The organism is Bdellovibrio bacteriovorus HD100, from assembly GCF_000196175.1.
Lineage (GTDB): Bacteria > Bdellovibrionota > Bdellovibrionia > Bdellovibrionales > Bdellovibrionaceae > Bdellovibrio > Bdellovibrio bacteriovorus.
The window spans coordinates 55,879-68,389 of sequence record NC_005363.1 but is presented as its reverse complement, the minus strand read 5'-3'; the positions used below and the strand labels follow the sequence as shown (position 1 = coordinate 68,389).

Genomic DNA, 12,511 nt, shown 5'->3' with positions numbered 1-12,511 from the left:
TTTTTTGACAAAAGTTACGACCCTCATGGGGGCGTCTCAAGGTCTGTGCTTTGGTCAAGGAAGCTGGTTCCAGAATAGAACCTAAAACCCATTATGGAATTACCCCTGGTTCCGATTTGAGTGCTTAAGTCGAGCCTGGCCGACCTCAAATCGAATTAAATGCACTTTCAGGACTGTCTCATATTGGCACAGGGTTTGCTTTATAAGACATCGTTAGTTCGTGAATTGGGGAGTAAGTAGTGATTCGTAACGCTTTGATTGCAGCATATATCTTGGTAGTACTGGCGATTTCCGCGGTGGCGCGTGCTGGTGTTTTGCCAAACAATGCAATGGGCGAAGAAGTCGGTGTTTCCGATCTTCAAAACTACAACTTCAAAACTCACACAGGTGAAATCGTGGCTTTGGCTGACGGCTCTCTCGTTTTGGCGATGGCTGACCAGCAAACATTCTTCCTTTTGAAGTCACAAATCGACCTGACTCCTTACATTGGTTTTAAAGTTATGATGAGCGGTATTGAACTTGAACATCAACTTGCTCCCAATTTTGAGCTGGAAACTGTGGACCCCCTCCCTGGTTTCGGCTTCGGGAACAAAACGGTCGTCTTCTTTGTGTTTGGTATCAGCGAGGTTACTCAGTAATCTCAATCATGAGTCTCAGCCCCATCCCCTCCGCGGGCTGAGACTGTTTTTTTCTCTTAAAAGGCCTGCGGATCCCCCTCCTTGCAGGCCTTTTTCTTTTTTAAAATTCAAAAATTCGAAATTAAATGCCATGGTTGATTAATGAAATCATTCCTCACTGTATTTATGTCCCTGATCGTTTCCAGTTTCGCCCACTCGGCCGAAGTCAGCATCACCATGGACGACTTCAATGTGCATGAAGAAACCCGACTTCCTGCCGACAAAAGAAATGAAGCCATCTTGGGCGCCCTGGAAAAGCACAGAATCAAAGCCGCCTTGTTTGTGACGTGCAAGCACCTGAAATCCCCGCAAGATGAAAAGCTTCTGGCCGAATGGTCCCGCCAAGGCCACCTGATCGGCAACCACACGGTGAATCACAAGCGCTTCGATGCCAAGGTCAGCGTTACTGACGAGATCGCCGAAATCCAGCAATGCGACGAGCAGCTGAAAACCCAGAAGAACTTTGAAAAGATCTTCCGCTTTCCCATGCTGGCGGAAGGGGACACTGCTGAAAAACGCGATGCCGTTCGTGAATGGATGAAAAAGAACTCCTATCGCAATGGCCATGTGACCATCGATGCTTCCGACTGGTATGTGGACCGACGCCTGCGCGACAAGCTTGCGACAGACCCCAACTTTGATCTTACCAAATTCCGTGATTTTTATCTGCAGCACATGTGGGACCGGGCGCAGTACTACAATGACCTTTCCAAAAAGGTTCTGAGCCGCGAAGTGAAACACACTTTGCTGGTTCACTATAATCTTTTAAATGCCCTTTTCCTGGATGATCTGATTGCGATGTTTAAAAAACGCGGATGGAAAGTCATCGACGCCCAAAAAGCCTTCAAGGATCCGGTCTTCACAAAGCTTCCCAATAACATGCCTTCAGGACAAAGCCTGATCTGGGCACTGGCCAAAGAAAGCGGAAAGCACGAATCCGAACTTCGCTATCCCGGCGAAAGCGACACTTACGAAAAAGAAAAAATGGATGCTCTTGGTTTGTAGATTCACTTTTTGTTTCTGCTAAATTTTGGAACGCATGTCTTTACGCAGCCAATGGTTGCAGTGAATATCTTTCTTTTGATTTGTTGTTGGTTGTCCCATTAGATCTTTCAAAATTTTCCAGAAAGGTCTTTCAATGAAGTTCGTTGTTTCTCTTTTGCTTGCTTCTGTCTTCTCGTCTTTGGCTCACGCTGAAATCTGCGGTGGGACTGATGATCGCGCTCTTTCTTTCGACAGCAAAGTCGGCCGCCTGGTTAAAGACGGTGCCACTCAAGGCTGCACAGTGACTTTGGTCAGTGACAACTGTGTTGTGACGGTCGGGGCGTGCGCCTTGGATCGTGACTATGTCGAATTCAACGTTCCAGTATCCGTTGCAGGTGTCGCGCAGAAGTCTTCCCTGGAAGACCGTTACTATGTAGAAAAAGGCACGGAACGCCACAAAGCGGACGGCATAGGACATCAGTGGGCTGTGCTAAGACTGAAACCCAACGAAGTCACTGGCAAAAATGCAGGAGCTGTTCAGGGCTTCTATCGTATGGCGACAAAGAAATCCCAGAACAATGATCCCATCCGTGTTGTCAGCTATGGCTACGCTTTGAATGATCTATATGACATCAAACGCGGCGATATGCCGGCGAATTCCAATCCGGACCAAATGCACTTTGCACAACAAGTGTCCCATGGAAAGCTGGTGAAGGCTGGCATCTTCCTGATTCCAGAAATCATCGAACACGATGCCGATACTTCGTATGGCAGCTGGGGTGCACCGGTGATCAATGAAAAGACCAATGAACTTGTCGGGATCAACACTCACGGCGGTTGCCGCGCACAATACGTGGTGAAGGCGGGGGCTCGTTATACAAACTCCGGAACTTCCATCACCGGATCTTCGGCGTTCAGCAAAGCCATCAAAGCTTGTGTTGGAAGATAGTTCGCAGAAATAAAAAAGGCTCCGTGAAGGAGCCTTTTCTTTGTTATTCAATTCTGCGAATCTTCGCACCCAGGGATGAAAGCTTGTCTTCAAGCTTTTCGTATCCACGATCCAGGTGATAGATGCGGCTGACAACGGTTTCACCCGAAGCCACCAGGCCCGCCAGCACCAAGGAAGCACTGGCACGCAAGTCCGTTGCCATTACCGGGGCGCCCGTCAGTTTACCCGGGCAACCACGCACAACGGCCACGCGGGTTTTCGGAGTGATATCCGCACCCAAGCGGGACAATTCAGTCACGTGCATGAAACGGTTTTCAAAAACGGTTTCAGTGATAACACTGGTCCCGTGAGCCACCGTCATCAACGCCATGAACTGCGCCTGAAGATCTGTCGGGAACAAGGGGTGAGGGGCCGTCGTGATATCCACCGCCTCCCACTGATCACAAGGGAAGACCGTCATGGTATCTTTGGTCGTTTCAATCTTGAAACCCGCTTCGCGCATTTTCAGGATCAATGCCTCCAGGTGAGCCGGCACACATTTGGTCACCGTCACTTGTCCTTTGGTGATCGCACCTGCAATCAGCAAAGTTCCTGCTTCGATACGATCCGGCATGATGGAGTGTTTGGCCGGCGTCAGTTTTGCCACGCCTTCAATACGAATCACGCTGGTGCCGTGACCGGTGATCTTGGCGCCCATCTTGTTCAGATATTCGGCCAGATCCACGATCTCGGGTTCTTTGGCAGCGTTTTCAAGAACCGTGACACCGTCAGCAAGGGTTGCTGCCATCATCACGTTCTCAGTTCCACCCACGGTCACAGTTTCAAACAGGAAGGTTCCACCTTTTAGTTTTGGGGAACCTGCGTGAACGTAACCTTCTTTTTGTGTGATTGTGGCACCCAAAGCTCTGAAACCGTCCAAATGCAAATCAATCGGACGGCTTCCGATAGCACACCCCCCCGGCTGGGACACAACGGCTTCACCGTATTTTGCCAGCATCGGGCCCATGCACAGGAAGCTTGCGCGCATCTTGCGAACCAGGTCGTAAGACGCTTCGAAAGAAGAAGGTTTGTTCACCGTGACGTGAAACTCATCACCCACCCACTTCGTTTCGCAGCCCAGGCTGTTCAGAAGTTCAGAAGTGGATTCGATATCCTTCAGTTTCGGCATATTTGTGAAGACGTGGTTGCCCTCAGCAAGAAGAGTCGAAAACAAAATTGGCAGAGCAGCGTTCTTTGCGCCGCTCGTAGCGACAGTACCTTTTAGTGGGCCATTGCCCATGACGACCATTTTATCCATGTGTTTCTCCGCGGATGACTCTATCATGCCCAGAAAGATCTTTGATGACACTGATTTCGTTAAATATTTTTAAGCTTTCATAGGCCTGCTTCATCGCCGGTCCCTGACTCATTCCCATTTCCATCAACATCAAGCCGGGTGTCTTCAGGTAGGGGGCGAAAGCTTTGGACCATCCCTTTAGTAGGGCCAGGCCACTGTCTTCGGCATACAAAGCCGAGTTGGGTTCAAACTTCTTAACGTTTTCTTCCACCTGCGGATCGTCCGAAGCAATGTACGGAGGGTTGGAAACCAGCACATCAATGCTGCTCTGACCGGTAAAGTCCTTGTAAGCCGACATGATGGCTTCCACATTCCCCGCATCCAAGTTCAGGAATTGAACCCGATCGGCCACATCCAGGGACTGCGCATTTCTTTGAGCCACCTCAATGGCTCCCGGAAGCAGGTCCACGGCGATCAGTTTGGCGTTCGGATATTCCTTCAGCAGACTTAATCCAATGCACCCCGAACCACATCCCAGGTCAATAAGACCCAAGGAAGCTTCTTTGTCCGAAGCCCACGCCAGAACGTCTTCCACAATGTGTTCAGTTTCCGGGCGCGGAATCAGCACCTGGTTGTTCACCTCGAAACGGTGATTGAAGAAATCACGATAACCCATAATGTACGCCACCGGCTCTCCGGAAGCACGACGACGTACCAGTTCCCGCAGAACGGCCAGCTCTTCATCCTTCATCGGCTGATCAAAGCGCAAATAAAGCTGAATGCGTTCCAGCTTCAGCCCGTGGGCCAAAAGCAGTTCCGCATCCAAACGTGGAGTGTCGATTTTTTTGTCTTTGAAGAAAGCTGTGGTTTTATCGAGTATTTCTTTTAGTTTCATTCATTAAGCAGAGACTTGTTTTTTAAGTGCCTCTGCCTGGAAGTTAGCAATGAGTGGATCAATCAGCAACTCAAATGAACCGCTCATAACCTGATCCAGCTGGTGGATCGTCAAACCGATGCGGTGATCGGTGATACGGGTCTGAGGGAAGTTGTAGGTGCGGATGCGCTCAGAGCGATCTCCCGTACCGATCTGCTCCAGACGGACATCGGAGGCCTCTTTGCGGGCCTTTTCGTCCTCGATCTGCTGCAGTTTTGCGTAAAGGATCTGGAAAGCACGCTCACGGTTCGTGGACTGCGACTTACCTTCCTGACATTTCACATCGATACCTGTCGGCAAATGCACGACACGAACCGCGGATTCAGTTCTGTTCACCGACTGACCGCCGGAACCTTGAGAACGCATGGTCTCAATTCTCACGTCAGACATCGGGATCTTGATTTCAGAAACTTCAACCTCTGGGATCACCGCCACAGTCACAGTAGACGTGTGGATACGGCCCGCAGCCTCGGTTTTAGGAACACGCTGAACACGGTGAACGCCGGATTCATACTTCATTTTGCTGAAGACCGAATCGCCCGTGATGCTGGCGATGATCTCTTTGGCTCCGCCGGCGTTGCCTTCAGAGAAAGAAATCATTTCCACCTTCCACCCTTGAGTGGAGGCATAGTGAACATAACCACGGAACAATTCATCCGCGAACAAAGCCGCCTCGTCCCCGCCGGCTCCGGCACGAATCTCAAGAATGGTGTTCTTGTCATCGTTCGGGTCTTTGGGAATCAATGCGATTTTAAGCTGTTGTTCAAGATCAGGCAGCTCAGCCTCAAGCTCTTTCACCTCTTCACGGATCAGCTCACGCATTTCTGCATCCTGTTCCGCGGTCAGAAGCTCTTTGCTGGCTTTCAGATTTTCAGTTTTTTTGCGATAGTCGCGATAAACCAGAACGATCTTTTCCAGATTGCCCAGTTCTTTCATCAAAGCACGGTATTGCGTCTGATTAGAGGCAATGTCGGGTCTTTGAAGAGCCATATTGACTTCTTCGTAACGAGATTCGACTGCATCTAACTTCGAGAACATGGCTGAGGCTCCTGGTACTAACGGATCGATTGATAGGTCTGATACATCATGCTGATCGGGATTGGGACCATCGCTGAAAACGAAAATGCGGTTCGAAGATTGAACCGCATTTCATACAAGAACGTCCTCCGAACGGAGGTCTGAAATTTACTTCTTGCCGTAACGTTTTTTGAAACGATCGATACGACCTTCAGTATCCATCACACGTTGCTTACCAGTGAAGAACGGGTGAGATGCAGAAGAGATCTCAACTTTGATTAGTGGATATTCTTTACCATCTTCCCATTTAACAGTTTCGGAAGAGTGCAGAGTAGATGTTCCCAAGAAACTGAAGTCGCAAGAGATATCTTTAAATACAACAGTATTTACTTTTGGGTGTAGGTTTTGTTTCATGACCTGATTCCTTCTAAATAATTTAACCTATGGGTCTTAAGCTGTAAGGATGTAACATACTGACTACCCCGTGTCGAGCAGAAATCGCTGCTTTTTTTAGCAACAGACACCCCATTCAGAAGCCCGACGAGTTCACACAAACATTCGTGATTACATATATTTAAGTAATATCCAGGGCGGGTGGCGATTGCTTTCCGGTGTTCTTGCACCCCCCAGGAAAACCAGACCTCCCCGAAGCTGACAGCCCCTTGTATTTTACCTTCGCCCCTGACGGATTCTTGAGAGCCACCCCGGGCGCACCTACCCTTGAGCCACTATAACAAGGAGGATTTCCATGAAATTTCTGATCCCTTTTGCGGCCGTTTTAACCCTGTCCCATGTGGCTTCGGCTGAAAGCATCTACTGCACCTTCACTGAGCCATTTATTTCTGTGTCCTATAATTCCGACACCAACAAAGTGAAAGTCTCCACTCCGGATCAGGGTTCGGTTGAACTGACCGGCAAAGTGACTTTTGATAAAGGCGGCCTGATTCATATCACCTCTGAAGGCCTGAACCACAAGCTGACAGTAAATACGACCAAAGAGGGCTCTGACGGAATGTCCGACTTCGTCTATCCGTTTGAAGGTGTGATCAACACCGATCAAATCTACGGCGGTTGCGAAACCGATACTTTGAAAAAAACCGAACCCACGCCAGAGCCTGAGCCACAACCACAGCCACAACCACAGCCAGAACCCCAGCCCCAGCCCCAGCCCCAGCCCCAGCCCGAGCCTCAACCACAACCCAATCCATAAATAAAAAAAGGGAGTCTCATCGACTCCCTTTTTCATAACTTCAAATTTTCAGTGCGAAGCAAAGCTTAGCCCGGTCCGGACATCGCTTTCAGGAAGTCGTTGTTCGTTTTTGTACCTTCAACTTTATCGATCAGGAATTCCATCGCGTCGATAACGTTCATTGGCGCCAAAACTTTTCTCAGGATCCACAGACGGTTCAAGTCCGCTTTATCAACCAACAGGTCCTCTTTACGAGTGCCGGATTTGTTGATGTCCATGCAAGGGAAGATACGTTTTTCCATCAGCTTGCGATCCAAATGGATCTCAGCATTACCAGTACCTTTAAACTCCTCGAAGATAACCTCATCCATACGGGAACCCGTATCGATCAAAGCCGTCGCGATGATAGTCAAAGATCCGCCTTCTTCAATGTTACGAGCCGCACCGAAGAAACGTTTTGGTTTGTGAAGGGCGTTGGAGTCCACACCACCAGACAGAATTTTACCGGATGGAGGAACAACGGTGTTATAGGCACGCGCCAGACGAGTGATGGAATCCAGCAGGATTACAACGTCATGTTTGTGTTCAACCAAACGTTTTGCTTTTTCGATAACCATCTCGGCAACCTGAACGTGACGAGTTGGTGGCTCATCGAACGTGGACGAAACAACTTCACCTTTTACGGTACGTTGCATGTCGGTCACCTCTTCCGGACGTTCATCGATCAGAAGAACGATCAATTTCACTTCCGGATGATTGTGTGTGATCGCATTGGCAATTTGCTGCATCAGAACGGTTTTACCTGTTCTTGGTGGGGCAACAATCAAGGCACGCTGACCTTTACCCAACGGAGCCATCAGGTCCACAACACGCGTGGTGTATTCACCAGGGTTGTGTTCCAGCTTCAGGCGTTCATTCGGATAAAGCGGCGTCAAGTTGTCGAACAGGATCTTGTCTTTGCCTTTTTCAGTGGTCTCGAAGTTCAGAGAATCCACTTTCAACAATGCAAAGTAACGCTCGCCATCTTTCGGCGGGCGAACAGTTCCCGTCACGGTGTCACCGGTTCTTAGGCCGAAACGACGGATCTGGGACGGAGATACATAGATATCATCCGGACCTGGAAGATAGTTGTAATCCGGAGAACGCAAGAATCCGTAACCGTCCGGAAGGATTTCCAGAACGCCAGAACCATAAATGTCCTGACCCAGTTTCGCGGCACGTTTCAGAATTTCGAAGATCATGTCCTGACGGCGAAGACCGGCAGCGTTTTCGATTTTCAGTTTGTTCGCAAGCTCTGTCAGCTGCGTGATGTTTTTTGATTTCAAGTCCTTGGAGGACAACCAGCTCTTTTCCTCATCAGTCAAAGAGATGTCCGCTAAATCCACGTCCTGAACCTGGGCCGGCATCGCTGAGTGAGCATCGTCACCCATTGGCTGGGCTTCATCGCGGCCACGGTCATGACGGAAGTCGCGGCGCTGATTATTGCCACGATCACCACGGTGACCACCACGATCATTTCTGTCGCCACGGTCGTTACGGTCGCCGCGGTCATTGCGATCGCCACGATCACGGTTGTCGCGATTGTGCGGGCGGAATTCACGGCGTTGTTGGTTTTGCTGTTGAGGTCTGTCTTGGCGGGCTTCCGGAGCAGCGGCAGGAGCTGCTGAAACAGGGGCATTTTCGGAAGGTGCTGGGGCCGCAGGGGCGGCTTCGGCGGCCGGAGCTGGGGAAGCTTCAGCAGCGGGGGCGGAGGTATCTTCAGATGTACTCTTCGCAGTGCGAGTACGTTTTTTTGCCACCTCAACGCCTTGTTGATCTTTAGGTTCAGACAAACAAATTCTCCTTGTAGGATTTAATCAGAAAAAAGAGCGATATATATAGGAAGCTGATCCGATTGGATTCATGCTTATTCGTTATGACCTCACTGTCCTTGAGCCGCCCCCTGCTTGTCAATAGCAAAACTCTGGCGGCTCCCAGGTCCCCTTGCCTGTCCCAGCTTGAAACGGGGTCGAGGAAACAGAAGATTGTTCATAATGTTCGAGGGTTTAACACTTTTCTTGTTTTCTAAAAATGAAGCTATTTCAGGTGTTTAAATATGAGCCTAAGTAAGTCCAGTTTTCAGAATTTTAATCCGAAAAGTTAAAAATCACCCGGACCCCCTATTAATTTTTGGTAAGTAATACCGAAAGGATAGTATCCAATTTAAGCACAAGGAGTCTGACGTGGAGGACACATATACAGTTCCGGCACCAAGAACCCCTCTTAACCTCGAGGTGTCTTTTAAGCGCAATTACGCGCGCGAAGAGACCAAAGGCACGCTTAAGAATATCAGCATCACGGGAGCCTTTTTAGAGTTTGAGGGCGGAGAAGTTCGCGCCAATGAGAAACTAAACCTGGTCATTATCGTGGCCGGTCGTGAGCGCAAGATCGCCGCTCATGTGATCTGGACCAATTCCGTTGGGGTCGGTGTGAAGTTCATGCCGGTGAACAATCGCGACGTTCAGATCGTTGATGACCTGATCTATTTCGTGGAGAACTCCCGAAACGATCGCCGGTCAGTGATGGACACGATCTTTAAAAAAGTCGGATAAGATCCGCAAAAACAAAAAGAGCGAGTGAAAACTCGCTCTTTTCTTTTTTGGAGAACCCGGGAACTGATTATGTTCCTACGTGAGTGTTGTCCATCGCCTGTTGTTCAAGCTCTTTCTGTTTTCTTTTCTTTCTCATCACAATCAGGACTGCCAAACCTGCGGCTGCCAGACCAACAACTGCCAAAGCCATTGTTGTGTCGTTGTCCATGCCGGTCGGAGCTTCTTCAGCCACTTGCGGAGCTGGAGGGTTGATTGCTTCCACTGGTGGTGGTGGAGGTGGCGCCATGTCCTGAGCCATGTCTGGCGGCGGAGGAGGCGGAGCCATATCACCCGCGGGCTCCATCGGCGGAGGCGGGATGTCCATCTGAGCCTGTTGCTGAGCCATTGGATCTTCCGGCATTGGTGGAGCCGGGATCTCTTCTGCCGGAGCCTGTGCCATGTTGCCAGCCACTTCCTGGTGCGGTTGTTCCATCGCAGGTTGCGCCGGAGCCGGAGCTGCAGCGACAGCGCCGCCTCTCCAGAATCGAAGCTCAGTGCCTTCTGCGATGTTGCCTTTGGAATCTACAGAGTTGGATGACCAAACTTCTTTCCAGGCATTGTCATAACCCAGAAGGTTTTTGGAAACAGTTCTGATATTGTCTCCGGATTTAGCCACGTAAGTCTCTGGCGCAATGCCGTTGTCTTCGTAGTAAGTGATCATGCGGGCAGAATCGTCCGGACGGTTGGGAGAGTTGTAATAAACCTTGTCACCGGCACGAACATCACGGGAATGGAAGGTCGGATTGCCTTTTTTCAGTTCTTTGCGCTTGTCAGCGCCATAGATCATCTGACTGATACCCTTCAGAGTGTCACCCGGACGAGCGAAGTAAACGGTGTTGAACCAAGTGCCGCCGGCTTTCCAAGGAGTCGTTGCCACCTTCTGCAAAGGCGCGCTGGCCTTCTTCGGAGCCTCAGAAGAGGAATCAACCACTGTTGTGGAGGATTCAGTCACCGTAGAGCTTTCAAAAACAGAGTTGGAAGAAGTGTCTGTCGCGGTCGTTGTTTCAGCCACAGTCGTTGTCGGAGCCGGAACGTCCGCCGCCGGTGCTTCTGCAAACGGATCTGCTGGCAATGTTTCGGTGGTTGTTGCGACGTCGGTCTGTTCGGTTGTCGCCTGATCATCACCTAGAGTCGTTTCAGCAGTTGTTGTGGTTGTTTCGGTGGTCGTGGTGGTTTCACCCAGAGCATCTTCTGGAAGTTGGTCGCTGGCCAAAGAGTCGTCACCAGCAATTTCAAGGGCGTCATCACCTTCTAGTTTTTCAAGGTCTGCGGAATCGAAGTCGGAAGCAACTTCCGCATCTGCTTGGCTATCTTTAGACGTACAGCTTGTTACTTGGAATGCCAGACCTAGGCACGCTAGTAAGATAACGAGTTTTTTCATCATGTATTCATCCTTGATTGATGCCACGAAACATACTGTTTCAGTTAAGCGTTATTAACAATCTAAGCACAAGATCGAAGTCATGCAAACACTAAGAAAATCACTGGACTTTTGATCTAGTGGATCTTGAGCTTAGAGCCGATCTTGATTTTATTTTTATCGAACCAGCCTTTATTCATTTCAAGCGCATACTTTGCGGGTTGTGCACTGGCATAAGAAGGCAGGGCCGAATCCGGCACACCTCTTCCGGACTTCATTTCCTTCACATCAATCAACTTCAGACTTTTGTCGAAGTACCCGATGGACAGATCTATTAATGTATTTTTCATCCAGAAGAATCGAGTTTCCTCGTTCTTGAATATAAAGAGCATTCCTTCGTCTTCACCCATCTGCGAGCGGAACATCAGGCCGCGCTCGTGCTGGTCCGGTGTCTCAGCGATCTCCACGACAAAAGTCTTGGAGCCCAGAGTGACTTTCTTTTTTGAAAATTCCTTGGCCGCAAAAGCCTGCGGAGACAGGACCAGGGACAGTCCTGCGAACATCACAAATTTAGCGAACGTGGAGCATTTCCAGCGCAACCCCATAACGAACCCCTTTGGTCGTGACGACCATGCCTTCCAGTTTCAAAGCTTCCACCACTGCCAGCAGGATCGAAGCTCCTGCAAAAATGATATCCGCTCGGCCGCCCAGTTGATACTTGGTCTTTTTTTCTTCGACTGTGGTACGGGCAAATTCCTCCACCCAGTGGGCCAGACGGTCTTTCTTCAGGAAGTAACCATCGACCTTCTTTTCATCAAAGCCACCAACTTCAATTGCCACCAGGGCGGTGGGTGTTCCGGCCACTGCCACGATCTGATCAATCTTGTGTTTTTGAATCTCCGGCAGGATCGTCGCCAGTTGTTCCTGAATATAAGCTTCCAGGGGTATGCGATCTTTTTCGATCACGGGTTGAGTCGTGACAAATTTTTCTGTTAACCGCACACCACCGATATCCAGACTGTGGCCATACAAAATTTCTGACCCTTTGCCGACGATCAGTTCTGTGGAGCCACCACCGACATCCACCACCAACGAAGTCAGATTTGGGCTGGCACTTCCCGCTGTTCCTCCAAGATACGTGATTCGCGCTTCGTCCTCGCCGGGAATAATTTCAATGGGAATGCCCAGCTCTTCACCGATACGGAAAAGCTCCTGACCGTTGCGGGCGTCACGCGCGGCGGAGGTCGCCATTGCCAGAATCTGATCGACGTGTTCAGAATCGATTTCTTTTTTGAATTCCGTCAGACACTGACGGGCTCTGGCCAAAGCATCCGGATGAAACTCTCCGGTCTGCCCAACACCTTGACCCAAACGCACCACCTGCATCAGATCACGATGCACCTTTTTGATTCCATCTTTGTCACCAGAAACAATCAGGCACAGGAAGGTGTTGGTTCCAAGATCAAGTGCTGCAACTTTTTTCATTTCAAATATC

13 protein-coding genes are annotated in these 12,511 nt (G+C 49.8%); 5 read left to right on the top strand and 8 right to left on the bottom strand.

The genetic code is table 11. From position 1 onward, the window contains the following. Positions 1-239 precede the first annotated feature (239 nt). The 3 genes from BD_RS00345 to BD_RS00335 all read left to right on the top strand — a co-directional run bounded on the left by BD_RS00345 (position 240) and on the right by BD_RS00335 (position 2,610). Positions 240-638 carry a hypothetical protein gene (locus BD_RS00345; protein ID WP_011162695.1) on the top strand — a complete coding sequence of 133 codons (399 nt, stop codon included), beginning with the start codon at positions 240-242 and terminating at the stop codon, positions 636-638. Positions 639-779: 141 nt separating this feature from the next. Continuing rightward, entirely contained in the window at positions 780-1,682 is a 903-nt protein-coding gene (locus BD_RS00340; RefSeq protein WP_011162694.1) for a polysaccharide deacetylase family protein, read from the top strand. 133 nt (positions 1,683-1,815) lie between these two features. After that, positions 1,816-2,610 carry a trypsin-like serine peptidase gene (locus tag BD_RS00335; RefSeq protein WP_011162693.1) on the top strand — a complete coding sequence of 265 codons (795 nt, stop codon included), beginning with the start codon at positions 1,816-1,818 and terminating at the stop codon, positions 2,608-2,610. A 43-nt stretch (positions 2,611-2,653) separates the two neighbouring features. Here the strand turns inward: BD_RS00335 and murA are convergent, their stop codons facing one another. The 4 genes from murA to BD_RS00315 all read right to left on the bottom strand — a co-directional run bounded on the left by murA (position 2,654) and on the right by BD_RS00315 (position 6,251). Next, positions 2,654-3,907, bottom strand: a complete 1,254-nt coding sequence (gene murA / locus BD_RS00330) for a UDP-N-acetylglucosamine 1-carboxyvinyltransferase (protein WP_038450462.1) — start codon at positions 3,905-3,907, stop codon at positions 2,654-2,656. Next, the gene (gene prmC, locus BD_RS00325) at positions 3,900-4,781 is read right to left on the bottom strand and encodes a peptide chain release factor N(5)-glutamine methyltransferase (protein WP_011162691.1); all 882 of its coding nucleotides are present in this window, start codon (positions 4,779-4,781) and stop codon (positions 3,900-3,902) included. The genes murA and prmC overlap by 8 nt, the downstream gene beginning before the upstream one ends. Positions 4,782-4,784: 3 nt before the next feature. Then, on the bottom strand, positions 4,785-5,858 hold the full coding sequence (gene prfA / locus BD_RS00320) for a peptide chain release factor 1 (protein ID WP_011162690.1): 1,074 nt from the start codon (positions 5,856-5,858) through the stop codon (positions 4,785-4,787). A gap of 147 nt (positions 5,859-6,005) precedes the next feature. Then, on the bottom strand, positions 6,006-6,251 hold the full coding sequence (locus BD_RS00315; RefSeq protein ID WP_011162689.1) for a type B 50S ribosomal protein L31: 246 nt from the start codon (positions 6,249-6,251) through the stop codon (positions 6,006-6,008). Between the two features lie 334 nt (positions 6,252-6,585). Here BD_RS00315 and BD_RS00310 point away from each other — a divergent pair, with 334 nt between their 5' ends. Further along, positions 6,586-7,047, top strand: coding sequence for a hypothetical protein (locus BD_RS00310; RefSeq protein WP_011162688.1), 462 nt, complete (start codon positions 6,586-6,588; stop codon positions 7,045-7,047). Between the two features lie 65 nt (positions 7,048-7,112). Here BD_RS00310 and rho read toward each other — a convergent pair whose 3' ends face one another. Further along, entirely contained in the window at positions 7,113-8,858 is a 1,746-nt protein-coding gene (rho, locus tag BD_RS00305) for a transcription termination factor Rho (protein WP_011162687.1), read from the bottom strand. Between the two features lie 390 nt (positions 8,859-9,248). Between rho and BD_RS00300 the strand changes: the two genes are divergently transcribed. After that, positions 9,249-9,617 carry a PilZ domain-containing protein gene (locus BD_RS00300; protein WP_011162686.1) on the top strand — a complete coding sequence of 123 codons (369 nt, stop codon included), beginning with the start codon at positions 9,249-9,251 and terminating at the stop codon, positions 9,615-9,617. Positions 9,618-9,684: 67 nt separating this feature from the next. Here BD_RS00300 and BD_RS00295 read toward each other — a convergent pair whose 3' ends face one another. From BD_RS00295 to BD_RS00285, 3 genes are all read right to left on the bottom strand, one after another. After that, entirely contained in the window at positions 9,685-11,040 is a 1,356-nt protein-coding gene (locus BD_RS00295; protein ID WP_226987871.1) for an LPXTG cell wall anchor domain-containing protein, read from the bottom strand. Between the two features lie 113 nt (positions 11,041-11,153). Further along, positions 11,154-11,579 (bottom strand): DUF192 domain-containing protein, encoded by a 426-nt coding sequence (locus BD_RS00290; protein ID WP_011162684.1) that lies wholly within the window; start codon positions 11,577-11,579, stop codon positions 11,154-11,156. A gap of 7 nt (positions 11,580-11,586) precedes the next feature. After that, positions 11,587-12,501 (bottom strand): Ppx/GppA phosphatase family protein, encoded by a 915-nt coding sequence (locus BD_RS00285; RefSeq protein WP_011162683.1) that lies wholly within the window; start codon positions 12,499-12,501, stop codon positions 11,587-11,589. Between the last annotated feature and the right edge of the window lie 10 nt (positions 12,502-12,511).

Coding starts and splice junctions, on each gene's coding strand:
- BD_RS00340 (WP_011162694.1), top strand. CDS start 780: ATGAAATCATTCCTCACTGTATTTATGTCCCTGATCGTTTCCAGTTTC.
- BD_RS00315 (WP_011162689.1), bottom strand. CDS start 6,251: ATGAAACAAAACCTACACCCAAAAGTAAATACTGTTGTATTTAAAGAT.
- BD_RS00335 (WP_011162693.1), top strand. CDS start 1,816: ATGAAGTTCGTTGTTTCTCTTTTGCTTGCTTCTGTCTTCTCGTCTTTG.
- BD_RS00285 (WP_011162683.1), bottom strand. CDS start 12,501: ATGAAAAAAGTTGCAGCACTTGATCTTGGAACCAACACCTTCCTGTGC.
- BD_RS00295 (WP_226987871.1), bottom strand. CDS start 11,040: ATGATGAAAAAACTCGTTATCTTACTAGCGTGCCTAGGTCTGGCATTC.
- BD_RS00290 (WP_011162684.1), bottom strand. CDS start 11,579: ATGTTCGCAGGACTGTCCCTGGTCCTGTCTCCGCAGGCTTTTGCGGCC.
- BD_RS00310 (WP_011162688.1), top strand. CDS start 6,586: ATGAAATTTCTGATCCCTTTTGCGGCCGTTTTAACCCTGTCCCATGTG.
- prfA (WP_011162690.1), bottom strand. CDS start 5,858: ATGTTCTCGAAGTTAGATGCAGTCGAATCTCGTTACGAAGAAGTCAAT.
- murA (WP_038450462.1), bottom strand. CDS start 3,907: ATGGATAAAATGGTCGTCATGGGCAATGGCCCACTAAAAGGTACTGTC.
- prmC (WP_011162691.1), bottom strand. CDS start 4,781: ATGAAACTAAAAGAAATACTCGATAAAACCACAGCTTTCTTCAAAGAC.